Source organism: Deinococcus sp. NW-56 (genome assembly GCF_002953415.1).
In the GTDB taxonomy this organism is placed as follows: domain Bacteria; phylum Deinococcota; class Deinococci; order Deinococcales; family Deinococcaceae; genus Deinococcus.
On record NZ_CP026516.1, the window covers coordinates 2,211,320 to 2,237,257 of the forward strand.

The window sequence follows — 25,938 nt, forward strand, 5'->3', positions numbered from 1 at the left end:
CCAGGGTACCCGACCGGGAGGGGCGCTATCCTCCGCGCCGATGCTCTCCGCGCCCCTGAAGGTCACCACCCTGAATGTCAACGGGCTGCGCAGCGCCCTGCGCAAAGGGCTGGAAGGCTGGGTCGCCCGCGAAGCGCCCGACGTGCTGCTGCTGCAAGAAGTTCGCGCCGACCCCATGCCGGGGCCGTTCGCCGCGCTGGGCTACGGCAGCGCGTGGTTTCCCGCCCGCAAACCCGGCTACAGCGGCGTGGCGGTCCTCAGCCGCCACGGGCTGGAGGACGTGCGCCCCGGCATGGACCACCCCGAGATGGACGCCGAGGGCCGGGTGCTCAGCGCGGTGGTGCGCGGAGTGCGCTTCGCCAGCGTGTACCTGCCCAGCGGCAGCTCCGGTCCCGAGCGGCAGGGGTTCAAGGACCGGGTGCTGGCCGACTACCACGCCTGGACGCTGGGCACGCTCGCGCAGGGCCTGCCCCTGGTGATCGGCGGCGACTACAACGTGGCGCACCGCGAACTCGACCTCAAAAACTGGCGCAGCAACCGGGGCAACAGCGGGTTTCTGCCCCACGAGCGCGAGTGGATGACTGCCCACCTTTCCTGCGGCCTGACCGACGCGCACCGTGCCGCTCTCGGCGAGCGGTCCGAATACACCTGGTGGAGCAACCGGGGCAACGCCTACGCAAACGACGTGGGCTGGCGCATCGACTACCTGCTTGCGGCCGGGGTGGAGGTGCGGGAGGTCGTGGTGGACCGCGCCGCCCGCCTCAGCGACCACGCGCCCGTGACGGGGTGGGTGACTTCCGCGTCAGAAACCGCCTGAGGCACTCCTCAAGGTGCCGTCAGGTCCCGCGTGGTAGACTGACCGCGCTGCCGGGTCATAGGACTGTGCCCCTGCCCCCCGCCTCCGGGCACCGCCCGCACGGGAGGGGGCCGGGCGCGACCCGAGACAAGCGCGAAACCCTCTGCCCCTGGGCGAGAGCGTCGTTTCGGCTCAGATGCCTGCCCACGCCGTGTGGCCGCCCTCGCCGGAAACGACCTCCACATAGAGTCCCATGGGCACGTCCTGATAGGTGAGGAATGCCCAGAGCGAAAAAGGAGCGCGTGGCGCCGGACGAGCTGCGCCGCACCGCCTCCGAAGAACAGACCACTCCCGCCGCCGAGCCCCAGGCCCCAGAGGCCCAGCCTTCTGAGGCTCAGACCCCGGCCCCCCAGCGGCGCGGACGCCCGGCGAAGGCCGCCGCGACTGCGTCCCCGAAACAGGCGGCCCCCCAAGACACCCCTCCCTCAGCGGAGGCCCCCAAGCCCCGGCGCGGCCGTTCCGCGCGGGCCGTGACCGCTCCGGCGAACGCCACTCCCGAATCCGTCGAGCCCGCCGAGCAGGCGGCGACCGAACCCGTGCCCGCCCCCAAGCCCCGCCGTGGGCGCAGGGCGACGGCCGTGACTCCTGAACCCACCCCGGAGGTGACGGCCGAAAGTCCAGTCATCACCGCCAACCGGTCCGAGCCGGAAGCCCCGGCCCCCGCCAAGCCTGCCCGCCGGGGCCGTCAACCTAAGGTGGCGGAGGCAGCGACCGCGGAGCCCACTCCCGACCCCGCGCCCCCGGTGGCCGAAGCAACCGAGGTCACCCCGCCCGAAGCCCCCGCAGGGCCGCGCCGGGGCCGCAAGGCAAAGACTGCCCCCGTGGCCGAAGCCGCCGCGCCGCAGCCCGACGTGCTCCCGCCCGTGGCGAGCGAGCCGACCGACCCCGTGCTGCTGGAGGTGCCCAAGCCCCGGCGCGGCCGCAAGGCCAAGGCGACCCCGACCCCCGAACCCGCCGAGGCCCCGCTGGACGAGGTGCTGGGTGGCGTCGAGTCCGTCGAGGTGGAGGACGCCCCCGCCCCGGCGGGCGACGAGCCTGCCCCAGTCATCACCCTGACGGGCGACGGACAATCCGACACGCCCGAACCCCTGATCGACCTTCCGCATGAGACGGAGGACGAAGACGAGGCCCGCGCCGAGGCGGAGCGTGCCTCGTCGGACGACCCTGGCCGCAGCCTCGTGGTGGCGCAGCTCCGCAAGCTGGGGCGGCCCATTCACGTGCGCGACTTGGAACGCACCTTCACCCGGCAGATGCTCGACCGGCTGGGCGACTGGCGCGACCTCGAAGCGCTGCTGGACGACCTGACCCGCACGGGCGAGGTGATCCGCACCCGCAAGCGCACCTACGGGCTGCCCGAGGCGATGAACCTCGTGCGGGGACGCTTCCAGGCGTCGGCAGCGGGCTTCGGCTTCGTGGTGCCCGACTCCGGCGGCGAGGACTTCTATGTCGCGCCCGAGCACACGATGGAAGCCTGGAACGGCGACATCGTGCTGGTGCGGATGGAGGGCCGGGGCGACGGGGGGCGGGACGGCGGCAGCCGGGGACCCCGCCGGGGCCAGCGCGGCGACGGCAGCCCCCGTGCGTCGGTGGTCCGCATCGTGCAGCGGGCCTACAAGCAGCTCGTGGGCACGCTGGAATTCAGCAAGGGCCACCCCATCCTCAAGCCCGACGACCACCGCGCCCGGCACCGCATTCTGCTGCTGCCACAGGGCATCGACGAGCTGCACAGCGGCGCGAGGGTCGTGGCCGAGCTGTTCTGGCCCGAGGGGACCGGCGAGGACGAGGTCTTCGGGCAGGTTACCCGCGTGCTGGGCGAGCAGGACGACCCCGAGACCGAGACAGAAGCCGTTATCGTCAAGTACGGGCTGCGCGGCGAGTTTCCGGAGGAGGTGCTGGAGCAGGCGAACGCCATTCCCACCCAGATTCCCGCCGAGGCGCTGGTGGGCCGACTCGACCTGCGCGAGTTCAACATCTTCACGGTGGACGGGCGCGACGCGAAGGACTTCGACGACGCCATTCACATTCAACCCACGCCCGAAGGCACCTTCGTGGTGGGCGTCCACATCGCGGACGTGAGCCACTACGTGACTGAAGGCTCGCCCCTCGACAAGGAAGCCTACGCCCGCGCCACCAGCGTGTACCTGCCCGGCCGCGTGCTGCCCATGCTGCCCGAGCACCTCTCCAACGGCGTGTGCAGCCTGGTGCCCTACGAGGACCGCCTGACGATGACCGCGCTGGTCGAACTTTCGGCGGAGGGCGACATCCTGAAGGTCCAGCTCGCGCCCTCGGTGATCAACTCCAAGGCCCGGCTGACCTACGACGAGGTGCAGGCCTACTCGGAGGCGACCGCCACCCTGCCCGACCACGCCCGGCACCTGGAGGGTGACCTCCACCTGCTGCTGAAGATCACGACCAAGCTGCGCCAGAAGCGCCTGCGCGAAGGCTCGCTGGACTTCAAGCTGCGCGAGGTCAAGGTGGACGTCGGCAAGGACGGCCGCATGGAACTGATCCCCATCCGCGAGGAAACCGCGCGGGGGATGATCGAGGACCTGATGCTGCTCGCCAACAAGGTGGTGGCCCACGAGCTGCTGCAGCGCGAGATTCCGGCCCTGTTCCGCATCCACGAGGAACCCACCCTCCAGAAGTTCCAGGAGGCGACGAACGCGATCGCGCGGCTGGGCCTGTCCTTCCCCGGCGGGGAACCCACCCCGCAGGCGTACCAGGCGGTGCTCAAGGGCGTGCGCGGCACCCCGCGCGAGAGCGTGGTCAACACGCTGCTGCTGCGCTCCATGCAGCAGGCCAAGTATGCGGGCGAGAACCTCGGGCACTTCGGCCTCGCCTTCGACGAGTACCTGCACTTCACCTCGCCCATCCGCCGGTATCCCGACCTGCTGGTCCACCGCGTCCTGAAGGGGATGCTCTCGGGCGAGCTGCGGGCGAACAGCCGGGCCGTGAACGACCTGCGGGCCAAGCTGCCCGGCATGGGCGACCACACCTCCGAGCGCGAGCGGGCGGCGGCCGAGGCCGAGCGCGACCTCACGAAGTACTACCAGGCGAAGTGGGCGCAGGAACACCTCGGCGAAACCTTCCCCGGCCACGTGTCGGGCGTGGTCGCCAGCGGCCTGTTCGTGGCGCTGGACAACGGCGTGGAGGGCAAGCTACACATCTCGCACCTCGACGACGACTACTACATCTACCTCGAGGACGCGCAGATGCTGCGGGGCCGCTCGAACGGGCGCACCTTCCGCCTCGGGGACCACGTCACCGTGACCATCAGCCAGGTCAACCCCCTGGCCCGGCAAATCGATTTCACCCAGGAGACCGATATGGAAGGCAACCCCATTCGCCCCCGCGCCCGGCGCCGCGAGGACCGCGAGGCCGAGAAGCGCGAGAAGCTGCAAACGGTGAGCACCTCCGCGCCGCGCAAGTTCACCCTGGACGACCCCCAGCCCGCCTCCCCGGCGCCCCGCCCCGCACGGGGACCGCAGCAGGGCCAGGGCGGACGGGACGGCCGCGACCGTGACCGTGGTGGGCGGCTTGCCGGAAACGGCCAGGGCCAACCGAACGGCAGCGGGCGCGGTGGCCGCCGGGTCATCACCCTGGAACGCCCCCGCAACGAGCACCTGCGCCCGGTGAACATCACGGTGCAGCGGATGTACTTCGGGGACTGGACCGTGGAGAACCTCCCCCCCGACGAGGGAGGCCACGGCGAGGGGGGCCGTTCCGGAGGCCGCCGCTTCGGGCAGGACGGGCGCGGCAGCGACCGGGGCAGCCGGGGTCCGGCCTACTCGCGCGGCGCGAACGACCGGGGCGCGGTGCGGGACTTGAACGGCCGCTCGGGCGGCGGCCCGCGTGGTGGGACGCCCCGCTCGGGCCAGCCCCAGACCCAGCCGCAGCAGACCGACGCGGGCGGGGACGCCAACCGCCGCCGCCGCCGCCGGGGACGCCGGGGCGGGAACGGACCGCAGGGCTAAGCCACATCATGGGAGCGGGCCAAGGGGAAGACCTCTGGCCCGCTCTCTTTGACTGGCGGCTGGCTGCTGGCGACTCCCCCTACGTCTCGTACGTCCGCGCCACGCTCGTCAGCACGCTGCGGAACTCGCCCGGCGTGATCAGTCCCATGCTCATCGCGTGGCTGGCGGCGTTCAGGCTGTCGGCGGCGAGCACGAGGTCCACGCCCGCCTTGCGGACCTCCCCCCGCAGCTTCAGGACGCCCTCGTCGCGGCTGGCCTCGGTCACGTCGCGGATATACACCGCGAGCACCCGGTCGGGGTGACGGCGCACGACCTCGGCGTAGATTTCAGGGTCTTTCTCGCCGCTGTCCCCGATCAGCACGAACTTGAGGTCGGGGTAGCGCTCGAAGATGCGCTCGATGACCCCGTGCTTGTAGCCGCCGTGCCCGCCCAGCAGGTCGAAGCCCCAGTTGCGCAGGAACAGCGGCCCCAGCGGAATGCGGCGGTAGTCGAGAAACTGCCACAGCAGGTCGAAGAAGTTCCACGGGCTGCTGGAGACATAGAAGATCGGGTTGCGGGCCTCACCCTCGCGGGTCAGTGCCCGGTAGAGTGCCCCCACGCCGGGAAAGGGCAGGCGGGTGCGGGCGTTGCCGGTCAGGCTGGTCATCAACATGCGCGGCAGGCTGGTCACGTCCGACTGGATCACGGTGTCGTCGAGGTCGCTGATGATGCCGAAGCGGGCCTCGGCGACGACCTGCACGCGGGCGCGGGTGGTGCCCTCGCGGCCCTCGATCTGAAGCTGCGCCTCGTGCCAGCCGGGAGCGAAGGGGGCGGCGCCGGGCGCAGGAGCGAAGACCAGGGTGAAGTAGCCGTCGCTGCCGCTCACGTCGCTGGCTGTGACGCCGCCCAGGGTGCCCGTCACGCGCACGCCGCCCACTTCGCGCGAGAGCAGGCGCCGCAGCACGTTGCGGAAGTTACGCCAGCGGGCATCCCCCTTGCGGGCCGGGGCTAGGGTGCGGGGGAGCAGCACCCGCCCCTGCACCTCGACCGACTGCGGGGTACCCCAGCCCACGTAGGGCTGCAAGATCAGCTTGCCCCGCGCCCGCCGGGGCTGCACGTAGCCGCTCACCGCGTGGTCGAGCGCCAGCAGTCCGCGCTCCAGCACCGGGAGCGCCCTCTTGAAGGCTGTCTTGGCGACACTCATTTCGGGGGTCAGTCTACGCAAGCCGCCGCGCCGCTTGTCCCGCGCGGGCCTGAAGGGAAACTTGTGGTGCGTTACCGCTGCCCGTCCCGGTGGTCGTAGCGCCGCCGGATCAGCCGCGCCGACACCCGGTCCCCCAGCGCGGGGAAGAAGTGGTCGAGCGCGGCGAGCACCGCGTACCCACGCGGCACGATCACCTCGCGGCGGGGGCGCTCCAGCACGTCCGCCACGGCCTCCGCCACGACCTCCGGGCCGGGCATGGGCAGCCGGGCGGAGGCGGTCATCTCGCTTTTCACGAAGCCCGGCGCAATCAGACTGACCGTGACCCCGCTGCCCTGAAGCTCGCGGCGCAGGCCCAGCGAAAAGCCGCGCAGGCCGAACTTGCTGGCCGAGTACATGCCATTGGTGGCCGCCCGCCCCGCGACTGAGCCAATGTTGACGATGTGGCCCCGGCCCCGCGCCCGCATGGACGGCAGCACCAGCCGGGTGAGTTCGATGGGGGCTTCCAGATTGACCCGCACCACGCGCAGCGGATCGGGGTCGTCCCACCACCAGCCGCGCTCGACGGTGACGCCCGCGTTGTTGACGAGCACGTCGACCGGGCCGAACTGGGCCTCAGCAGCAGCGAGCAGCGCCCGACGGTCCGCGTCCACGGTCACGTCGGTGGGCACGGCGAGCACCCGCGAGCCGGAAGGGTCGAGGCGGCGGGCCAGGGCGGCGAGCTGATCGGCGCGGCGGGCGGCCAGAACCAGGCGGTGGCCCCGCGCAGCGAGCGCCTCGGCGGTGGCGAGGCCGATGCCGCTGGAGGCCCCGGTCAGGAGGACGGTCTGGGGGGTCATGCCCCGCATGGTAGTGCCCCCCGGCCCGGTTCCTCAGCCGCCCGTCAGCCGCGCACGCCAGACTGCCCGGATGAAGCGTGCCCGTGTCCTCCTGCTCTCCCTTGGCCTGCTGGGAGTCTCGGCCCTCGCCGCGCCGCGTCTCGTCCCGCTTCCCACTCCACCCGTGACCGACCTCCCCGAACTCCAGCCCGAGCCGCCACGCCCGCAGCCCCTCGCGCCGCTGCTCCCGCTGGACGTGGCGCCCGCGCCGACTCCCCGGCCCTCCCCCACCCCGGCGGCCACCTACCGCCCGAGTGACCCCCTCTGGCCACGGCAGTGGAACCTGGCCGCGATCCGGATGCCGGGGGCATGGGCGCAACTCGCGGGGAGCGGGCGGGGCGCTCCGGTGACCGTGGCGGTGCTGGACACCGGGTATGTCAGCACGCCGGAACTCGCCGGGCGGCTGGTGAACGGCCACGACTTCGTGTCGGACCCGGCGCGGGCGGGGGACGGCGACGGGCGCGACCGGGACGCGAGCGGGGTGGGCGAGGCCGCCTACCACGCCGAGGTGATTGGCAACCTGATCGGCGCGGCGCACGACGGGCGCGGCATGGCCGGAATTAATCCCCGCGCCCGTGTGGTGCAGGTGCGGGTGGCGGGCCAGGACGGGCTGGTGGACCCACAGGACCTCGCGGACGGGATTCGCTGGGCGGCGGGCCTGCCGGTGGCGGGGGCGCCTACGAACCCCAACCCGGCGCGGGTGCTCAACCTCAGTCTGTATGCCGACTTCATCCCGCTGACGGGGTGTGACGCCCGCATTCAGGCCGCCGTGGACGCGGTGACGGCGCGGGGGGCGCTGGTCGTCGCCGGGGCCGCCAACGACGGGGCCGACGCCGCCGGGTACTCGCCCGCCGGATGCCGGAATGTCCTGACCGTGACGAGCGTGTCGGAGGGCGGACAGCGCCCCGGCTACGCCAACTGGGGCCGCACGGTGGCCCTGGCCGCGCCCGGCGGCGAGCGGGGACGGGGCATCCTGGCGAGCAGCGTGACCGGACCCGGCGGCGAGCGCAGTCCCGACGGCACCAGCCTCGCCTCGCCGCACGTGTCGGGGGTCGCCAGCCTGCTGTTCGGGCTGAAGCCCACGCTCACGCCTGCGCAGGTGCGCGAGGTGCTGACCCGGACGGCGACACCCTTTCCGGGCGGGCGCTGCGACCCCGACGCCCGCAAGACTTGCGGAGCGGGCACCCTCAATGCGGAGACGGCGGTGCGGGCGGCGCTGGCCCCTTCCCCCACGCCGGGCGGGACGCTCCGCCCCGGAGGGGTGCGTTAGGCTGGAGGCCATGCAGACCCGGAGAACCCTGTGAATGCCCCCGCGTGGCGCATCTGGCTGGTGGTCGCCCTGATGTGCGGCTGGGGCATCCTGGGGATTCGCTTCTTCCAACGGGGCGAGACCATCTTCGCGCTGCTGTGCCTGGCCCTGTTTCTGAACAATGCAGTGACCCTGTGGCGGCTGACGAGGGGCGGCAAATAGCTAACGCAGGCGGGCTCGGCCCAGCCGCCAGCCTGAGGAGCGCGAATACCGGATGAGGTCGGGCACCGGCAGCACCACCCGCGCCGTCATCCATGTCTGCGAGGGCTTGTGCAGCGCCCACCCGCCTCCCAGGGTGACGGCGGCGTGCTCTACCGCCCCCGACGAGTTGCGCCATACCAGCACCGTTCCCGGCTGATCGTCGCGGCCACCGGGCTGGGTGTGCTCCGCCAGGAAGGCTTCGAAGGGGTCGCGCTGCATCCAGTCCCGTTCGGCCCCCGGTACGCCCGCCGCGCCCATCACCGTGCCGAAATAGTTGGGGCCGCTGGCGTGGGGAAAGGTGCCCGCCAGTTCACGCGCTCCGAGGAGGACGCTCGCCGCTGCGTCCCAGACGTGTTCCGGCACTTCGGCTCTCTGACAGTCCCGCTGACCCTGAGCCACCACTCGCCCCAGGACAGCGGGCGACAGCAGGGACGACCACCACACGAAGCGCGAGCCGGGGAGGTGGGGCAAGAGGTCGGCGAAGTCCCGGACGTGGGGGACGGCCCCCCGGCCATGCCGCACCTGTGCCCGCACCAGGGCACGCTGCGTGGCAGTCGGGAGGGCCAGCCACTCCCCCTCGCTGAGCCAGGCGACGTGATCGGCTCCGGGTGCGACTCCCCAGAGTGCAAACGTATCCCGCTCCTCGGGCGTGACTCTCGCTTCAACACGGAGTTCGGCGTGCAGTCCCAGCCCCCGCGCCTCCTCCCCCGTCAGGAAGAAAGGCTGACGCTCCGGGGCCAGCCACCCGGCCCACCAGCTCAGCAAGTCCGGCGAGACGGGAATGTTCAGGACGTGCATGGTCCGCATGCCTTTCACGCCCGGCGCCGCGCCCCATCCGTCAAACGGCGTGCCTCACAGCGGCTCGACGTACACTTCGCCCGCCTCCAGCACCGTGCGGTAGAGCTTGACGGGCTTGACGGCGGGGAGTGCTTTCGCCTTGCCAGTGGCAAGTTCAAATTTGCCCCCGTGCTTGGCGCAGGTAATGCGCCCGGCGCTCACCTCGCCGCCCAGCAGGGGGTAATCCTTGTGGGTGCAGTTGTTGCGCAGCGCGTAGAACTCGCCCTCGTAGCGAACGACCACCACGCTGAGGCCTTCCACGCTCACCTCAGTCTGGCTGCCCTCGGGCAGTTCTGCCTCTAGCCCAACCCGCACCCGCCCGTGTGTCTCGCTCATCGGGGCGAGTCTAGCGGGCGGGTGCGGGTGCTCACGGGTGCAGCTTATTCAAACAGCGTGCTGACGCTCTCGCCGGTGTGGATGTTGGCGATGGCGCTCGCAAAGAGAGGTGCCACGTCGAGCACGGCGAGCTTGCCGTTCGAGGCGGCGACCTTCTCCGGGGAGACGTACACGGTGTTCGTGCTGGCGACCTGGGTCACGTCCAGGGCCGCGATGCGCTCAATGGCCGGACCCGTGTACACGCCGTGCGTGACGGCCACGTACACGTCCTTGGCGCCCATGCTGCGGGCCAGGTTCACGGTTTCCACCAGACTTCCGGCGGTGCTGATCTCGTCGTCCACGATAAAGACGGTCTTGCCCTCCACGTCCCCGATCAGGGCGCGGGGCCGGACCTCGGTGTCCGAGAGCCGCTCTTTGTCGATCATGGCGAGGCCGGAGTCGAGGCGGCGGGCGATCTGCGAGGCCCGCTTGATGCTGCCCGCGTCGGGGGCCAGCACCACGCCGTCGTGGGCGTCGGGCACGCAGCTCTTGAAGTGCTGGCTCAGGACCACGTCGGCCGAGAGGTGGTCCACCGGAATCTTGAAAAATCCGTGGACCTGCGGCGCGTGCAGAGTCATGGTCAGCACCCGGTCGGCGCCTGCCGCCTGCAGGAGGTCGGCCATCAGGCGCCCGGCGATGGAGATGCGCGGGCTGTCCTTCTTGTCGCTGCGCGAGTACGAGTAGTACGGAATCACCGCCGTGACCCGGCCCGCCGAGGCGCTCTTGGCGGCGTCGATCATCAGCATCAGTTCCAGGATCGCGTCGCTGACGGGCGTGCTGAACGACTGCACGATGAAGATGTCGCCCTCGCGCAGGGACTGTTCGTAGTGGACGATCAGGTTGTCGTTGGTGAACTTCTCGGTCTTGCTGTGCCCGAGCGGCACGCCGAGGTTGTCGCAGATCGCCTGCGCGAGCGGGCGGTTGCTCTGACCGGAGAACACCAGCAGCGGGTGGCGGCGGCTCTGGGTCAGGCGCTCGGTCAGGGGGCTTGGGGAGACAGTCACGGTGGGGGACCTCCGGGGAAGGCGAGGGGCGCAAAGATGGACCGCCGCAGGGCGGACCGCACAGCAGCATACCCGCCCCGGACACATTCGCGCGGGAGGGCGGGGGAGCGGTTCCCCTCTCAGGAACACCGCCCCCCCGCCGCCATACGGCGTTGGTCCAATTCGTGACGGATCGGAATAGCGCCGATCCAGTCACTCCTTTCCCGAAAGCCGTTCGCTTCCTCCTCGCTCTGCTCGGGTAGAACAGAAACAGCGCCTGTTCGACCGGAACCTGTCTCAGCCCCCCCGGCCGAACAGTTTGCCCACCTTGCCGAGCAGGCCTTCTTTGTGCTCATTCACCTCGTCGCCCACCGCGCGGGCGTAGGCGTACAGGGCCTCTCTCGCCTCGGGGCTGAGGGAAGACGGCTTGGGCACCGTGAGCTGGTACTCCACGATCAGGTCGCCCATGCCCGACCCCTGGAGCCGGGGCATGCCCTGCCCGCGCAGGCGATGCAACTCGCCGTGCTGCGTCCCCGCCTTGACCTCGACCGTCTGCGGACCGTCGAGGGTGGGCACCGTGATCTCGCCGCCCAGCGCGGCCTTGGCGAAGCCGATGGGCGCCGTGTAGATCAGGTGTTCCTGCTCGCGGCGCAGCTCGGGGTGGGGCTGCATCTCGATGTGCACGTACAGGTCGCCGTTGCCGCCCGGCCCGTGGTTGCCGCGCCCGGCGACCCGGATGCGGTAGCCCTCGTCGATGCCGCGCGGCAGCTTGACGGGCACCCGCTCGGTCTTCAGCGTGTGGCCGCGCCCCTTGCAGACCGTGCAGGGGTCCACGACCGTCTGGCCCTCGCCCCGGCAGGTGGGGCAGGGCTGCTGGGTCTCCACGACCCCGAAGATGGTCCGCGCCTGCGCCCGCACCGCGCCCACGCCGCCGCAGGTCGCGCAACTCTTGGGCGGCTGCCCGCCGGGTTCGGTGCGGCTGCCCTGGCAGTGGTCGCAGACGGTCAGGCGGTCGACCTCGACCTCGATCTCCTCGCCCGCGCGGGCCTGCTCCAGGGTGATCCGCGCCTCGACCTCGATGTCGTCGCCACGGGCCGGACCCCGGCGACCGCCGCGCCCGGCCATGCCCCCGAACAGTTGCTCGAAGATGTCCATCGGGTCGAAGCCCGCGCCGGCCATGCCACCGAAGGGGTCGCCGCCCGGCATCCCCGCCCCCGGCGCCGAGCCGAAGCGGTCGTAGTGAGCCCGTTTCTCGGTGTCGGAGAGGACCGCGTAGGCCTCGTTGATCCGGGCGAATTGCTCGGCGGCCCCCGGCTCCTTGTTGCGGTCGGGGTGGAACTTCAGGGCCAGCTTGCGGTAACTGCTCTTGATTTCGTCGGCGCTCGCGCTGCGCGAGACACCCAGCAACTCGTAATAGTCCATGATTTCGTTTTGCCGGGCCTGCACCCGACCTCCGGGGTCAGGTTAACACGACCGGACTCAAGAAAAGTAGGCGTGGCCCGACAGATCGCTGTCCACCGGGCCACGGCCCTGGGAGGTCACTCGCCGCCTACCGCCGCGCTTCCCAGTCCAGAATCACTTTGCCACTCTGCCCGCTGAGCATCGCGTCAAAGCCTTGCTGGAAGTCGTCGATGGAAAAGCGGTGGGTCAGGATCGGCGTGAGGTCGAGGCCCGACTGAATCAGGGCGGTCATCTTGTACCACGTCTCGAACATCTCGCGGCCGTAGATGCCCTTGAGGGTCAGCATCTTGAAGATCACGTCGTTCCAGTCGATGTCCACCCGCCCCGAGGGAATCCCCAGAATGGCGACCTTCCCCCCGTGGTTCATCACCTTCACCATCTGCGCGAAGGCGGCGCCCGACCCGCTCATCTCCAGGCCCACGTCGAACCCCTCGGTCATGCCGAGTTCCGATTGCGCGACCGACCACAGGTCCTCTTTCGCCACGTTCACCGCACGGGTGGCCCCCATCCGGCGGGCGAGGTCCAGCCGGTACTCGTTCACGTCCGTCACGACCACGTTCCGCGCCCCCACGTGCCGGGCGACGGCGGCGGCCATCACGCCGATGGGACCCGCGCCCGTGATCAGCACGTCCTCCCCGACGAGGTCGAAGGAGAGCGCCGTGTGCACCGCGTTGCCGAAGGGGTCGAAGATCGCCGCGATCTCGTCGGGGATGTCGTCGGGCAGCTTGAAGGCGTTGAAGGCAGGCAGCACGAGGTACTCGGCGAAGGAGCCGGGGCGGTTGACCCCCACGCCCAGCGTGTTGCGGCAGAGGTGCCGCCGCCCAGCGCGGCAGTTGCGGCAGTGCCCGCAGGTGACGTGCCCCTCGCCGCTGACCCGGTCACCGACCGCGAAACCCCGCACCTCCGACCCCATTCCAGCCACCACGCCGACGTATTCGTGCCCCACGACCATCGGGACCGGGATGGTCTTCTGCGCCCACTCGTCCCACTTGTAGATGTGGACATCGGTGCCGCAGATGGAGCTGTTCCGGATGCGAATGAGCAGGTCGTTGGGGCCGGGGGTGGGCACGGGAGCCTCGACCATCCACAGGCCCTCGCGGGCTTCCTGCTTGCTGAGGGCCTTCATGGTGGTGGGGAGGGTGAGGTCAGGGGTGGGGGCGGGGGCAGTCATGGCAGGGAATCCTCGGAGGTAGGAAGTGGGGAGGGGCGGAGCAGCAACCCCCGCAGGATACTGCCCGCCCCTGAAAAGACCGCCGAACACCGGGCACAGTCTTCCCCGGCACGCAGACGCGCTAGTCTGGCTCCATGACCCAGCCCGTCAGCCCCCAGCAGCAATTTCGCAGTGCCCGCAGTGGCCGCAACGTCGTGCCCGGCTGGACCACCCTCGTGCCGGGACAGCCCGACACGGTGGAAGTTCAGCTCGACGTGGACGCCGCCGACCTCGGCCGCGAACAGGCGCTGCTGCTCGTCGAATACTGGGCGACCCCGGAAGACGTGACCCTCCAGAGCATCGTGCCCGTGCGGGCCTTCCGTTCCGCCCCCGAGGGCTGGTGCCTGTTCGTGCCCTCGCAGGGACGGGTGCTGCTGCGGGCCATCGACCCGCAACCGGCCCCCCCGGTGCTGGCGAGCCACTGGCTGAATATCGAACCCGGCACCCAGCCGGGCACCGTGGTCAGCGTCAGCGTGAAATTCCCGGTTTCAGGAGACACGGTCCCGTCCGGCAACCTCCCTCTCAACAACTGACCCTGCTTCCCTTATCCTCAGCCGCCCGCTCCCGCCAGTAGCCCCTCCAGGCCCCGGCGGGTGGCGGCGAGCGCTTCAGGAATGCGCCACGCGGCGCGGTCGCGGGGGCCGACCGGGTTGCTCACACCGCGCACCTCCAGCGCAGGGACGCCCGCGAGCAGGGCGGCGTGGGCGACCCCCGCCCCCTCCATCCCCTCGGTGAGCGCACCGGGATAACGGGCGGCCCATGCCTCGGCCCCCTCGCGGCTGCCCGTCACCGTGCTGAGGGTGAGGGTAGGACCGTACCTGGCTTCCAACCGGGTAGCGAGGGCTTGCGCCCCTTCCCAGACGCCGAAGACCCCGGCGTGCGTCCCCTCCTGAAGCACGGACAGCCCTAGCTGGTCCAGCCCCAAGAAGGTGGAGCCGTCCCACGCGCCGAGGTCCGCCTGCACGATTCGCGACGACACGGCGAGGTCGCCGGGTCCGAGGCCGCTTCCCGGATACGCCCCGCCGATTCCTGCGCTCACGGCGAGGTCATAGGACTGACGCGCCAGCGCCGACGCCGTGGCAAGCGCCGCCGCGACCGGGCCGACCCCGCTCACCACGACGTCGGCGGGAAGGTCGGTGAGCCGGGCGGCTTCCCCGGCGGTGGCGACAACGATCAGGACGCGCACTTCAAGCCTCGCATGGCCCACACCGTAGCGCCCCAGCCGGAGCCGGGGCGCTGCGGGCGTCGGAAACGGTTACTCCGCGACCTTCAGCCGCACGTCCACGTTGCCGCGCGTCGCCACGCTGTAGGGGCAGACCTCGTGGGCGGCGTGCATCAGCGCCCCCGCCTGCTCGCGGGTCAGGCCGGGAAAGCGGCCTTCGAGTTCCACGTCGAGGGCGAAGGCCAGCCCACTTTTTTGCAGGCCCACGCGGGCGGTGATGGTGCTGTCCTCGCTCAGCTCGATCTTCTGGCGGCGGGCCACCACGCCGAGCGCTCCCTGGAAACAGGCCGCGTACCCGGCGGCAAACAGTTGCTCGGGGTTGGTGCCGGGGCCACCGTCGCCGCCGATCTCGGCGGGCACGCTGAGGCCCAGGTCCAGGCGGCCGTCCGTGCTGCGGGTATGGCCCGAACGGCCCCCGGTGGCGGTCGCTTCGGCGGTGTAGAGATTGCTCATGGGCGGCATCATGCACCTCCGGGCGGCAAAAGAAAAGGACGCCTGCCTTCACAAGCGTCCTGGGTGGCGAAAAGGTTCAGGCGTCGCTCTTGACGAGGGTGGGCGGCTGCACCGCGCTCGCCCCGTTGCCCTTCGGTCTGCCCCGGTCTTGCAGCAGGCTTAGCAGGTTGACCCCAGTCGCGTTCTCGACCTGCTCGACCATCCCGATGATGTTGGCGGGGAGAGTCTGCATGGCGCTGCGGGTGGCCTGCCCGTTGCCGGAGTCGATCACGGTGAGCTTGTCGATCTGCATGCCCTGGACCGAGGCGGCAAACTGCTCCACGATGCCGGGCAGCATGTTCAGCACGTAGGCCCGCTCGCCCTCGGGTCCCGCCTGGCGGAAGGCGTCCACCATCAGCGCGACGGCCTGGGCCTTGGCGCGGCCTTCCTCGATGATGGGGGCGGCGGCGGCCTGCGCGGCGAGCAGTTCGGCTTCGCGCTTGGCACGGGCGGGAGCCACCACGTCGGCTTCGAGGCGCTTCTGGTTGAGCAGGACGCGCTCCTGCTCGAGTTCCTGCTCGGCGACCACGCGGGCGCGTTCGGCGTTCACCTTCGCCTCGTTCTCGCGGGCGGCGGCGATGGCCTCGAGTTCGGCGCGGCGCACGCGCAGCTCGTTCTCGCGCTCCAGGATGGCCTGCTGCGCGACCGTCTGGGCCACCTGCGAGCGCTGCCGGGCCTGGGCCTCGACCTCGGCGGCCTCAGCGTTCTGCTGGGCCTCGATGGTGCGGGCCTGGCGCTGGGCCTCGGCGCGGCGCTGGCGCAGGGTGGCTTCCAGGGCCGCCTGCTCCTGCTCGAAGTTCTGGGTGGCCCGCACCTTGGCGAGTTCGGCCTCCACCGCCGCCTCGTTCTGCCGGGCCTGCTGGATGGCCCCGAGTTCGGTGCGGCGCACTTCCAGCTTGTTCTGCTCCTCGATGATCGCCTGCTGGCTGATCGCCTGCGCGACCTGCGAGCGCTGCTGCGCCTGCGCCTCGGCCTGGGTCGCTTCCGCGTTGCGCTCGGCCTCCGCGATGCGGGCCTCCTTCAGCACCTCGGCAGTCTTGCGGCGGCCGATGGAGTCGAGGTACCCGCCCATGTCGGTCACGTTCTGGATCTTGAGGGTGTCGAGCTTGATGCCGAGGTTGTTGGTGTCGTGCTCGGCCTCCTCGATCAGCGCCTCGGCGAAGCGCAGGCGGTCCTCGTTGATCTCCTCGGGAGTCAGGGTGGCCACCACACCGCGCAGGTTGCCCTCCAGGGTGTCGCGCACGATGGAGGTGAGGTTCTCGCGCGGCACGTCCAGAAAGCGCTCGATGGCGTTGGAGAGCTGCGGCTCCTGCGCGTTGATTTTCACGTTGGCGACCGCGTGGATCTTGAGGGGGATGCCGCCCTTGGAATACGCATTCTCGATGCTGAGGTCCAGCGGAATGGTCGTGAGGTCCATCCACGACACCTTTTCCAGCACCGGGATGCGGAAGGCCCGCCCGCCCCGGATCACCCGGTAGCCCACCGTGTCGCCTTCCTCGGTGCGGCGGCTGCGGCCTGAGATCACCAGGACGCGGTTGGGCGGCACCACGATCAGAAAGCTCTTGATCAGCGCCAGCACGATGAAGATACCCAGCAGGATGAGAAAGGCGGTCACGAGGGTTGCGGTCATAGGGGACTCCTTTGCAACGGGGAGAGGAGGAAGGTCAGGGGTCGCGCCCGTCCCAGGCGCCCACGTCGAGGATGCCGCCCTGCACGCCCAGAACGATCACGGCGTCTCCAGTCTTCAGGGCGTCGGTGCTGCGGGCGAGGGCATGTTCGATCTGCCCGGCGACCGTGACGGCCACCTTGCCGGGTCGCCCCGGCGCGGGGGGCACCAGGACTTTGCCCGTGCGCCCAGTGAGCCGCCCCGCCCCGCCACTGACCTCGCCGCGCGTGCGGGCCAGTCGGAAGGCGAAGGAGGTGAAGGCCCCCACTGCCAGCCCGGTCACCAGCGCCATGACCAGCCGCCCCACCCCACCCAGGCCCAGCAGCCCCGCCACCGTCCCCGCCAACCCGAAAAAGGCCGCGAAGCTGACCAACGAGCGCAGCGAGAACCACGAGGCGAGGTCGCCCGCCTCCGGGTGGTCGGTAGGGGCGCCGTGATCGTGCCCGCCCACCAGCGACAGCACCAACAGGCCGCCGCCCACGATCAGGCTCAGCAGATAGAAATCCATGTCCAGGGTGTCCTCCTCGCTCCAGGGTACGCGGGGAGGCCCGTCCGGGTTGCCGAGCTTGCGTGCCCGGCGCCTACGGCATCAGCCGCTCGGTCCGCCAGCCCTCCCCCGCCCGCACGTAGCGGAAGCGGTCGTGCATGCGGTTGCGGCGGCCCTGCCAGAACTCCCACTCGGCGACGACCACACGGTAGCCGCCCCAGTACCCCGGCTTGGGAACGGGCGTGCCCTCCGGGTAACGGGCCTGCAACTCGGCGAACTTGGCCTCCAGCGCCCCCCGGTTTTCTATGGGCGCACTCTGCGGGTCGCTGGCGTGGGCGGCGAGCTGGCTCTGGTAGGGCCGGGCGTGGAAGTAGGCGGTGCTTTCCTCCTCAGGGACGCGCTCGACTCGCCCATAGGCCCGCACCTGCCGCTCCAGCTCGGCCCAGTGGAACAGCACCTCGGCCTGCGCGTTGGCGGCGAGGTCGCGGCCCTTGCGCGAATCGTAGTTGGTGTAGAAGGTCAGGCCGCCCTCCTCCGCCCCGCGCAGCAGCACGGTCCGCACCGAGGGCCGTCCGGCGGCGTCGGCGGTGGCGAGGCTCAGGGCATACGGCTCGCGCAGGTCGGCGGCGATGGCTTCCTCCAGCCAGGCCCGAAACTGGAGGAGGGGGTCGGGGTTCAGGTCGGCGCGGCGCAACTCGGCGCGGGTGTATGACAGGCGCAGGCTGGTGAGGTCAGTCATGCAGGGTCCTCCGTTCGCTGGGGCTGGCAGTTGGGGCAGAAGTGGGTGCCACGCTGCGCGAGCACGATTTTCTGGATGGGCGTACCGCAGCGGGGGCAGAGCTTCCCGGTCTGGCCGTAGACGGCGTGGCGGGTCTGGAAGGCGCCCGGTTCACCGTCATGCTGGCGGTAATTGCCCAGGCCGTCGCCTAGAGAACTTCCGCCCGCCTCCACCGCCTCGTGCATCACGTCGCGCACCGCGTGGTAGAGGCGGCCCGCCTCCTGGGAGGTCAAACGCGCTTGAGCGGGATGAATCTGCGCCCGCCACAGGCTCTCGTCGGCATAGATGTTGCCCACGCCGCTCACGGGCTTTTGCGAGAGCAGCCAGGGCTTGACGGCCCCGGCGTTGGCGGCCAGCCGCACGAACTCCTCCTCGCGGAAGTCCTCCGAGAGTGGCTCCGGCCCCATCCCCAGCAGCGTGGGCATCCCGGTGTAGACCCCACGCGGCACGACGGCCATCTTGCCGAAGCGCCGGGGGTCGTGGAAGTAGAGGATGCCCGCGTCGGTGGTCAACGTGACGCGGGTGTGCGGTCCCTCCTCCAGCCGGAAACCTCCGGTCATGCCGAGGTGGACAATCAGGTCATGTTCCTCGCCGTCGGCCTCCGCGGCCGCGAGATGCAGCATCAGGTACTTGCCCCGGCGCGACAGACCGCTGACCCGCCGCCCGTGCGCGAGGTGGGTGTCGCGGTAGCGGTGCGGCGCGTCGTGCGTGACGGCCAGGATGGTGCGCCCGGCGAGCAGCGGCTCGATCTTGCGGCGCGTGGTTTCCACCTCGGGCAGTTCGGGCATGGGGCGAGGATAGCGGCCCGGCTTTCGCCGAACAGAGTGCAGCGCTGCCCTATCCTGCCGACCATGCCCACGCTGCTGCTCACCGGCTTCGAGCCGTTTCACACCCACCCGGTCAACCCCAGCGCGGAAGCTGCCCGTACCCTGGACGGGCTGGAAGTGGGCGGGGTGCGCGTTCAGTCGGCCCTGCTACCGGTAGAGCCGGGAGCGGCGGCTGGAACGCTGTTCGGCCTGCTCATGCGCCATCAGCCCGGCGCCGTGCTGCTGACCGGCCTCGCGGCGGGCCGTCCCCAGGTCACGCTGGAGCGGGTTGCCGTGAACGTGATGGACTTCCGTATTCCCGACAATGCCGGGCAGACCTACCGCGACGCCCCTGCCTGCGCGGACGCCGGGGCACCCGCCGCCCTCCTCTCCACCCTGCCGTTGCGTCCCATCCTGGCCGCGTGGCGTGGGGCAAACATCCCCGGCGACATCAGCAACACGGCGGGGCTGTACGTGTGCAATTTCGTGATGTACCACGCCCTGCACCACCTGACCCAGGAGGGCCGCGCCCACGTTCCCTGCGGCTTCCTGCACGTCCCCGCCAACCCGGAGGTGGCTCTCGCCGTGCCGGAGGACCGCCCGGCCCTCTCCTACCTCCCCCAGTCGGAGATCACGCGGGCGGTGCGGGTGGCGGTAGAGGTGCTGGCGGGCAGCCTGAAATAAAGGGTCACGGAAACGGCGCTTTCCCCTCCACCCACCCACCTTCCGGCCCCCCTGCCCAGTGCCACTCACCGGGGGCTGAGGGCTTGCCCGCCAGAGCCTCCGCCACCGCCGCCAGCGGCACCCGCCGGGCAAAGCGGGTGCGGGCGTGCCACTGGGCCAGGGCGCGGGCCGGGTCGCCCGGTCGCAGGCCGCGCAGGGCCGCGTCCGCCCGGTTCACGGCGAGGTCGAAGAGGGCGGGGGGCACCTCTCCAGCGGGCGCCGTCGCCTCCGGGTTGGGTGGGTTCAGGAAGGGGCGGTCGTCGGGGGGCATGGCTGCCACTGCCCCTCAGGGCTTCATGCGGTGCAGTTCCACCACGTAGCGGGCGAGTTCCTGCGGGGGCGCGACCTCCCGCGCGATCTCGACTCGGGCCTCCAGCATGGGGAGGTCGTAAGGGTCGATCCGCAGGAATTCGTTGGTCAGCAGCAGGGCGCGGCGCTGGTCGCCTTCCTCGCGGGCCTGCGAGGCGCGGGTGCGGACTTCCATCGTGAGCAGCAGGCGCAGTTCCTCGCGGACTTCCTCGGCCCACTCGCTTTCCATCCGCAGCCCCGGCAGGAAGGGGCCACGGTACAGCGCCAGCGCCCGCGCGAGGTCGCCCGATGCGAGCGCCGCCCGCAGCTCGGTCACGTCGAGGTGGACATGCACGTCCGGTCCCAGGCTGTAGCGCGGCTGCTTGGCGCTGCCCTCCATCGTGAGGACCTCGGCCCCCAGCCGCACCCGCAATTCGCGGAAGACGGCCCGGAAGTAGTCCCCGGCGGTCTTGGGATCGCGGTCGGGGTAGAGGGTCGCTTCCAGCTCGCGGCGGGTGCGCCCTGGATTGAGGGCGAGGTAGACCAGCGTGAGTACCCCGCCTTCCAGGCTGAGGGTGATCGTCTCGCCCCCGCGCTCAATCTCCGAGCGGCCCAGGGTGTGAACCCGCAGGTGCAGCGCCCCGGAAACGGGCGTCTCGCTGCCCGGCACGTTGAGCTTTTCCAGCACGAGCTGGGTGTCGGGCGCGAGGTCGGGGTCCAGCAGCGCCCGCTGCACGAGGTTGGCGAGTTCGTGCAGGTCGGGGCGGTAAAGCATCCGGTCGCGGGCAGCGATCAGGGCGGTGAGCGCCTCGCGGAAGGTCCGCAGACTCTCGTCGGTTTGCCCCAGTCCCGACTGCGCCTCCGCCAGATGCAGCAGCGCCCGCACCCGCTGGCCCTCGCCCAGCGTCTGGGATTCCAGCGCCCGCGTCAGGTGCTCGGCGGCTTGTGCGTGGTGCTGACGCCGCCGCAACAGGACACCGCGCGTCATGGTCACCGCCGGGTGCGTCGCATCCGGCGCGAGGTCGAGCAGCACCTCCAGCGCCCGCGCGTGCTGCCCCTGACGGCTGTGCAGATCGGCCATCTGGGTCGCGGTCCACGTCAGCAGCTCGAAGTCACGGGTGGTTTCGACGATGGCCCGCAACTCTTCGAGCGCTTTCAGGTGGGCAGCGTGGTCCCCGGTCAGGCGGTGGAGGTCAGCTTCGACGGCGAGGAGATAGGCGCGGGGCCTCATAGCGTCCGTCTGAGTCAGCACCTCGTGTGCCTGAGCGATGGTGCCCCGTGCTCCCCGGAAGTCTCCGATCAGAACTTGGACATTGGCGAGTCCCGTCAGCGCCGAGAGCCGGGCCACTGGAGTTCGGTCTGTGGGAAGAAGCCTCACGGCTTCCTGATAGAGATGTTGCGCTCGGGTGACTTCACCTGTCTGAACCAACATCTGCGCCACGGTCTGCGTCACCCGTCCGATACGTTCGTCGTCGCCCAGGGCCATATAGCCGCGCCAGGCTCGCTCGCAACGCTCCAGTCCTTCGACCATTTGCCCTAATTGAAACTCCGCTGTCCCCCACCAGCGCTGTGCCCGTAGCGCCAACTCTCCAGCTAGAGCAGGAGTAATTCGCTCAAAGTGCCGGATGGCCTCAGAGAAGCGGCCCTGAAGACGAAGGACATTGCCGTACTCAACGCTGGCTTCCATGTCTCCCAACTCAGCTGCACGCATCAGTGGAAGTTCGGCGGCTTGGAAGCGCCCACTCCCCTGATGAGCCATTCCCAATAGACGCCATGCTTCCGGCGTCGTCGGCGGAAAGTCGGTCAGGTACGCTATGACAGCGTCATAACGCCCGGCATCAAAGTGTGCCTGGAGGTCTGAGAACTGCTCCACATCTAGGGTCATCGTTTGTGGTTACAATACCGCCATGTCCCTGAAAAAAATCGTGAAGGTCCTGGCGGTCCTGGCAGCTCTCGGCGTTTCGGTCGCGCAGGCGGGGGCGAACGACTATGGGGTCTTTAAGACTCCCGTCCAGACGCAGGGCGCCAACGACTACGGCGTGTTCTGATTGATATCGTTTCACTTCTTTCAAAACTCTGACGGACGCCCCCACCCCAGCGGCGTCCGTTTCCTTTTCCCCCCGCCTCACCCCGAGTGCCGCGCTTCCGCGAAGGTTCGCTGGGCGCTGAAGTCGCCCGGCAGCTTCTCGTACGCGCCCTCCACGTTCAGTTCCCAGGAGCCGCGCTGGTCGGCCCACTCGGTCGCCAGGATGCGCAGGAACTGGTCGCGGTGGGCGGGGTCGAGGACCGGGGCGATCACCTCAACGCGGCGGTCGAGGTTGCGGCTCATCCAGTCGGCGCTGCCGAAGTAGACCTCGGGATTGCCGGCACCCCCGAAGGCGAAGATACGGGCATGCTCCAGGAACCGCCCCAGCAGACTGCGCACCCGGATGTTGTCCGAAAGGCCGGGCACGCCGGGGCGCAGGCAACACACGCCGCGAACGATCAGCTCGACGCGCACGCCCGCCGCTGAAGCGCGGTACAGCGCCTCGATCATGCCGGGGTCGGTGAGGGAGTTGACCTTGACCCGCACCCAGGCGTCGTGCCCGGCCCCCGCGTGGGCGATCTCGCGGTCGATCAGGGCCACGAGACCGGAGCGGGCCGTGTCCGGCGCGACGAGGAGGTGGGCATAGGTGGCCTCCGCGTACCCGGTGAGGTGGTTGAACAGCTCGGACACGTCGGCGCCCAGCCCTGCGTGGGCCGACAGCAGGCTGAGGTCGGTGTACAGCCGGGCCGTCTTGGGGTTGTAGTTGCCGGTGCCGATGTGGACGTAGCGGCGCAGGCCGCCTTCCTCCCGGCGCACGACCAGTGTGACCTTGCCGTGGGTCTTGAGTCCGGCGACCCCGTAGACCACGTGTGCCCCGGCCCGTTCCAGCTTCCTGGCCCACGAGATATTGCGCTGCTCGTCGAAGCGGGCCTTGAGTTCGATCAGGGCGACGACCTGCTTGCCGTTCTCGGCCGCCGTGCGCAGCGCTCCCAGCAGCCGGGGGTCATCCCCGGTGCGGTAGAGGGTCTGCTTGATCGCCAGCACCTGCGGGTCGGCGGCGGCTTCCTCCAGGTAGGCCAGCACCCCCTCGAAGCCGTCGTAGGGATGGTGCAGCAGCACGTCGCCCGCGCTCAGCACGTCGAAGATGCCGCCGTCTTCCTCGTCCCCGAGGTCGGGCACGGCGGGCACGTGGGGCGGAAAGGCGAGGTCGGGGCGGTCGACCGGCAGGCCCATCAGATCGGCAGTGCCCAGCAGGCCCTCCAGCCGGAAGATGTCCTCGGGGGCCAGCCGCAGCCGCTCTTGCAGGAAGGTGACCATCCCGGCGGGCATCCCCTGCCCCACCTCCAGCCGCACCGCCGATCCGAAGCGTCGCCGCCGCAACCCGTCCTCGATGGTGGCGAGCAGGTCCTCGGCTTCCTCCTCCTCGAACTCGTAGTCGGTGTTGCGGGTGACCCGGAAGGGGTGCGCGGCGAGGACCGTGCGGCCCTTGAACAGGTCGCCGAGGTGCGCGGCGATCACGTCTTCCAGCAGCACGAGGTGGCCCCCCACCGCCACCACGCGCGGCAACACGCCCACCGGCACCTTGACCCGCGCGAAGTCGGGTTCCTCGCCCTCCCCCGCGTCCAGCAGCACGGCGAGGTTCAGGCTGAGGTTGCTCAGGTACGGGAAGGGGTGGCTGGGGTCCACCACCAGGGGCGTCAGCACCGGCTGAATCTCCGCGAGGTAGCGCTCGCGCAGGGTCGCCCGCGCCCGCTTGCCCAGGTCCGCGATGCGCGAGAAGCGCACCCCCTCCCGCGCGAGGTCGTCGAGGGTGCGCCGGGCCGCCTGCTCGATCTGGCGCAGCATGTCGTGGGTCCGCTCGCGCACGAGGTCCAGCGTCTGCCGGGGCAGCAGCCCGTCGGGGCCAGGGGTCTGCACCCCCGCCGCGATCTGGCGGTGCACGCCCGCCACGCGGACCATGAAGAACTCGTCGAGGTTGCTGCCGCAGATCGCCGCGTAGCGCAGCCGCTCCAGCGGCGGATTGCGCTCGTCCCGCGCCTCGGCCAGGACCCGCGCGTTGAAGGCCAGCCACGACAGCTCGCGGTTGAGAAAGGCGCTCTCCGGGTTGGCGACCGTACTGAAGGTCCGCCCGGTGTCCTCCGGCTCCCGGCGGGCGGGGCGGCGGCGGGTGCGGGACGGGGCGGGGTCAGCGGGCACGGGGCGGGAAGCGGACACAGCGGGCAACCTCGGGCAGGCGAGAGACGGGAAGAAGACGGACGACCCGGCGCGGGGCCGGGTCACCATTGTTCCAGATGAGGAAGGAAATTAACGGCGGGAGAAACTTAGACCGCGTTTACGCCCGCCTAAGCAGCAGCGCCGCGTTCTGCCCGCCGAAGGCGAAGGAGTTGCTCAGCGCATACTCGACCTTCTGCTCCCGCGCCCCTTCCGGGATGTAGTCGAGGTCCAGCAGCGGGTCGGGGTCGGTCAGGTTGATGGTGGGCGGCAGGATGCCGTCGTGGAGGGCCTGCGCGACCGCAATGGCCTCCACCGCGCCCGCCGCGCCCAGCAGGTGCCCGGTCATGGACTTGGTAGAACTGACGGCCAGCTCGTGGGAGTGGGCGCCGAAGACGTGCTTGATGCCCTGGGTCTCGTGCAGGTCATTGAAGTGGGTGCTGGTGCCGTGCGCGTTGATATACCCCACCTGCTCGGGGTTCACGCCCGCCGTCGCCAGCGCCATCCGCATGGCGACCTGGGCGCCGCGTCCCTCGGGGGCCGGGAGGGTGATGTGGTGCGCGTCGGCGCTGGTGCCGTAGCCCACGATCTCGGCGTAGATAGTCGCGCCGCGAGCTTTGGCCTTCTCGTAGTCCTCCAGCACGACCACACCCGCCCCCTCGCCCAGCACGAAGCCGTCGCGCGAGGCGGAGAAGGGGCGGCTGGCCTCCTGCGGGGCGTCGTTGCGGGTCGAGAGGGCCTTCATGTTGGCAAAGCCGCCGACCGCGATGGGCGTGACGGCCGCCTCGGTGCCGCCCGCGAGCATCACGTCCGCGAGGCCGAGCTGGATATAGCGGGCCGCGTCGCCCACCGACCCCGTGCCGGTCGCGCAGGCAGTGACCACCGTGCTGCTGGGGCCGGTCGCGCCGTAGCGCATGGCGACGTGCCCGGTCGCCATATTGGCGATCATCATCGGGATGAACATCGGGCTGATGCGCCCCGGCCCGCGCGTCCGCAAGACATTGGCCTGCTCCTCGAAGGTCTTGACCCCGCCGATGCCCGAACCGATCACGGCGCCCGTGCGCTCGCCACGCAGCTCCTCTTCAGAAAGCCCGCTGTCGCGCACGGCGAGTTCGGCTGCCGCGAGCGCGAGCTGCACGTAGCGGTCGAGCTTGCGGGCCTCGCGGGGGTCCACGAACCCGGAGAGGTCGTCCCGGACCTCGCCCGCGATCTTGCTGGCCACATCCGAGGGGTCGAAGTGGGTGATGGGGCCGATGCCGCTCTTGCCCTCGCGCTGCGCCTGCGCGAAGGCCTGCGCCCCCGTGCCGATGGGCGTCACGGGGCCGAGTCCGGTGATCGCCACGCGCCTGAGTCCTGTCACGCTCATGCTGCCTCCTGTGCCCTGGGGGTCAAGGGAGGAGCCGGGCAGGGCCACGGTTTCCCGCAAGCCTTCCCCGGCCCCCCTGCCCGCGTTTACTGCTGTGAGCCGATGTAGTCGATGGCTGCCTGTACGGTGCGGATCTTCTCGGCGTCCTCGTCGCTGATGGAGATGCCGAAGCGGTCTTCTAAGCCCATGATCAGCTCGACCGTCTCCAGGCTGTCGGCGCCGAGGTCCTCGACGAACCGGGCTTCGGGGGTCACCTTGTCCGCGTCCACGCCGAGTTTCTCGACGATCACGTCCTTCACGTCTTCAAATGTCGCCATGCTTTTAGTCCTCCTTGAACCTGAAGTCTCGCGCCAGTGTACACGCGCCGCCCAGGGCTGCCCGCGAAACTAAACAGGGTTCAGAAATACAAAACCCCCGGTGGTCCGGGGGCGTCCAGCGCGGCGCGGGTTATGTGGAGGGGCGAGAGGGCTTACTTCAGGGCTTGAATCAGGTAGCGGTGATCAGGCCCCGAGCGCACCGAGGATCGTGACGATCTCAGCGGCTTTGACAGGCCTTGTTCTCCGCTTCCCGCGCGTGGTAGGACGCTGCCTGCGTGACAGACGCATAGCA

At 70.4% G+C, this 25,938-nt stretch carries 25 protein-coding genes; 7 read left to right on the forward strand and 18 right to left on the reverse strand.

Annotated elements, in window-relative coordinates; all coding sequences use genetic code 11:
* Positions 1–40 precede the first annotated feature (40 nt).
* Positions 41–817 carry an exodeoxyribonuclease III gene (locus C3K08_RS11165; RefSeq protein WP_104991376.1) on the forward strand — a complete coding sequence of 259 codons (777 nt, stop codon included), beginning with the start codon at positions 41–43 and terminating at the stop codon, positions 815–817.
* Between the two features lie 257 nt (positions 818–1,074).
* Positions 1,075–4,830 carry a ribonuclease R gene (rnr, locus tag C3K08_RS11170; RefSeq protein WP_234009059.1) on the forward strand — a complete coding sequence of 1,252 codons (3,756 nt, stop codon included), beginning with the start codon at positions 1,075–1,077 and terminating at the stop codon, positions 4,828–4,830.
* Positions 4,831–4,909: 79 nt separating this feature from the next.
* Here rnr and C3K08_RS11175 read toward each other — a convergent pair whose 3' ends face one another.
* Positions 4,910–6,013 carry an App1 family protein gene (locus C3K08_RS11175; protein WP_104991377.1) on the reverse strand — a complete coding sequence of 368 codons (1,104 nt, stop codon included), beginning with the start codon at positions 6,011–6,013 and terminating at the stop codon, positions 4,910–4,912.
* A 71-nt stretch (positions 6,014–6,084) separates the two neighbouring features.
* Positions 6,085–6,849, reverse strand: coding sequence for an SDR family oxidoreductase (locus tag C3K08_RS11180; RefSeq protein WP_199776920.1), 765 nt, complete (start codon positions 6,847–6,849; stop codon positions 6,085–6,087).
* 70 nt (positions 6,850–6,919) lie between these two features.
* Here C3K08_RS11180 and C3K08_RS11185 point away from each other — a divergent pair, with 70 nt between their 5' ends.
* Together C3K08_RS11185 and C3K08_RS18295 are read left to right on the forward strand one after the other, a co-directional pair.
* On the forward strand, positions 6,920–8,158 hold the full coding sequence (locus tag C3K08_RS11185) for a S8 family serine peptidase (RefSeq protein ID WP_104991379.1): 1,239 nt from the start codon (positions 6,920–6,922) through the stop codon (positions 8,156–8,158).
* Positions 8,159–8,188: 30 nt separating this feature from the next.
* Entirely contained in the window at positions 8,189–8,359 is a 171-nt protein-coding gene (locus C3K08_RS18295; protein ID WP_199776921.1) for a hypothetical protein, read from the forward strand.
* Here the strand turns inward: C3K08_RS18295 and C3K08_RS11190 are convergent, their stop codons facing one another.
* The 5 genes from C3K08_RS11190 to tdh all read right to left on the reverse strand — a co-directional run bounded on the left by C3K08_RS11190 (position 8,360) and on the right by tdh (position 13,180).
* Positions 8,360–9,205: a hypothetical protein gene (locus tag C3K08_RS11190; RefSeq protein ID WP_234009229.1), complete on the reverse strand. Its 846-nt coding sequence runs from the start codon at positions 9,203–9,205 to the stop codon at positions 8,360–8,362.
* A gap of 45 nt (positions 9,206–9,250) precedes the next feature.
* Positions 9,251–9,571, reverse strand: coding sequence for a non-heme iron oxygenase ferredoxin subunit (locus C3K08_RS11195; protein ID WP_104991381.1), 321 nt, complete (start codon positions 9,569–9,571; stop codon positions 9,251–9,253).
* A 44-nt stretch (positions 9,572–9,615) separates the two neighbouring features.
* Entirely contained in the window at positions 9,616–10,614 is a 999-nt protein-coding gene (locus tag C3K08_RS11200; protein WP_104991382.1) for a ribose-phosphate pyrophosphokinase, read from the reverse strand.
* A gap of 276 nt (positions 10,615–10,890) precedes the next feature.
* On the reverse strand, positions 10,891–12,015 hold the full coding sequence (gene dnaJ, locus C3K08_RS11205; protein WP_104992041.1) for a molecular chaperone DnaJ: 1,125 nt from the start codon (positions 12,013–12,015) through the stop codon (positions 10,891–10,893).
* A gap of 127 nt (positions 12,016–12,142) precedes the next feature.
* The gene (tdh, locus tag C3K08_RS11210; RefSeq protein WP_104992042.1) at positions 12,143–13,180 is read right to left on the reverse strand and encodes an L-threonine 3-dehydrogenase; all 1,038 of its coding nucleotides are present in this window, start codon (positions 13,178–13,180) and stop codon (positions 12,143–12,145) included.
* 179 nt (positions 13,181–13,359) lie between these two features.
* On the opposite strand from tdh, the gene C3K08_RS11215 reads away from it, so the two are divergent.
* Positions 13,360–13,797, forward strand: coding sequence for a uracil-DNA glycosylase (locus tag C3K08_RS11215; RefSeq protein WP_104991383.1), 438 nt, complete (start codon positions 13,360–13,362; stop codon positions 13,795–13,797).
* Between the two features lie 17 nt (positions 13,798–13,814).
* Here the strand turns inward: C3K08_RS11215 and mqnB are convergent, their stop codons facing one another.
* The 6 genes from mqnB to C3K08_RS11245 form a co-directional block, all read right to left on the reverse strand.
* Positions 13,815–14,450, reverse strand: a complete 636-nt coding sequence (gene mqnB / locus C3K08_RS11220; protein ID WP_104991384.1) for a futalosine hydrolase — start codon at positions 14,448–14,450, stop codon at positions 13,815–13,817.
* A gap of 69 nt (positions 14,451–14,519) precedes the next feature.
* A complete protein-coding gene (locus C3K08_RS11225) occupies positions 14,520–14,939 on the reverse strand; it encodes an organic hydroperoxide resistance protein (protein ID WP_104991385.1) in 420 nt (139 codons plus the stop codon).
* Positions 14,940–15,015: 76 nt separating this feature from the next.
* Positions 15,016–16,608 (reverse strand): flotillin family protein, encoded by a 1,593-nt coding sequence (locus C3K08_RS11230; protein ID WP_104991386.1) that lies wholly within the window; start codon positions 16,606–16,608, stop codon positions 15,016–15,018.
* A 34-nt stretch (positions 16,609–16,642) separates the two neighbouring features.
* Positions 16,643–17,152, reverse strand: coding sequence for an NfeD family protein (locus C3K08_RS11235; protein ID WP_104991387.1), 510 nt, complete (start codon positions 17,150–17,152; stop codon positions 16,643–16,645).
* 73 nt (positions 17,153–17,225) lie between these two features.
* A complete protein-coding gene (gene pdxH, locus C3K08_RS11240) occupies positions 17,226–17,870 on the reverse strand; it encodes a pyridoxamine 5'-phosphate oxidase (RefSeq protein ID WP_104991388.1) in 645 nt (214 codons plus the stop codon).
* Positions 17,867–18,697 carry a DNA-formamidopyrimidine glycosylase gene (locus tag C3K08_RS11245; RefSeq protein WP_104991389.1) on the reverse strand — a complete coding sequence of 277 codons (831 nt, stop codon included), beginning with the start codon at positions 18,695–18,697 and terminating at the stop codon, positions 17,867–17,869. The genes pdxH and C3K08_RS11245 overlap by 4 nt, the downstream gene beginning before the upstream one ends.
* A 63-nt stretch (positions 18,698–18,760) precedes the next feature.
* Between C3K08_RS11245 and C3K08_RS11250 the strand changes: the two genes are divergently transcribed.
* Positions 18,761–19,399, forward strand: coding sequence for a pyroglutamyl-peptidase I (locus C3K08_RS11250; protein WP_104991390.1), 639 nt, complete (start codon positions 18,761–18,763; stop codon positions 19,397–19,399).
* A 4-nt stretch (positions 19,400–19,403) separates the two neighbouring features.
* Here C3K08_RS11250 and C3K08_RS11255 read toward each other — a convergent pair whose 3' ends face one another.
* A complete protein-coding gene (locus C3K08_RS11255; protein ID WP_104991391.1) occupies positions 19,404–19,709 on the reverse strand; it encodes a hypothetical protein in 306 nt (101 codons plus the stop codon).
* Between the two features lie 15 nt (positions 19,710–19,724).
* Positions 19,725–21,257 carry an SARP family transcriptional regulator gene (locus C3K08_RS11260; protein WP_369848261.1) on the reverse strand — a complete coding sequence of 511 codons (1,533 nt, stop codon included), beginning with the start codon at positions 21,255–21,257 and terminating at the stop codon, positions 19,725–19,727.
* 376 nt (positions 21,258–21,633) lie between these two features.
* On the opposite strand from C3K08_RS11260, the gene C3K08_RS17945 reads away from it, so the two are divergent.
* Positions 21,634–21,774, forward strand: coding sequence for a hypothetical protein (locus C3K08_RS17945; protein ID WP_158679915.1), 141 nt, complete (start codon positions 21,634–21,636; stop codon positions 21,772–21,774).
* Positions 21,775–21,851: 77 nt separating this feature from the next.
* Here C3K08_RS17945 and ppk1 read toward each other — a convergent pair whose 3' ends face one another.
* From ppk1 to acpP, 3 genes are all read right to left on the reverse strand, one after another.
* Positions 21,852–24,035: a polyphosphate kinase 1 gene (gene ppk1, locus C3K08_RS11265; protein ID WP_104991393.1), complete on the reverse strand. Its 2,184-nt coding sequence runs from the start codon at positions 24,033–24,035 to the stop codon at positions 21,852–21,854.
* A gap of 49 nt (positions 24,036–24,084) precedes the next feature.
* A complete protein-coding gene (gene fabF / locus C3K08_RS11270; RefSeq protein WP_104991394.1) occupies positions 24,085–25,329 on the reverse strand; it encodes a beta-ketoacyl-ACP synthase II in 1,245 nt (414 codons plus the stop codon).
* A gap of 86 nt (positions 25,330–25,415) precedes the next feature.
* Entirely contained in the window at positions 25,416–25,646 is a 231-nt protein-coding gene (gene acpP / locus C3K08_RS11275; protein ID WP_104991395.1) for an acyl carrier protein, read from the reverse strand.
* Positions 25,647–25,938: the final 292 nt, after the last annotated feature.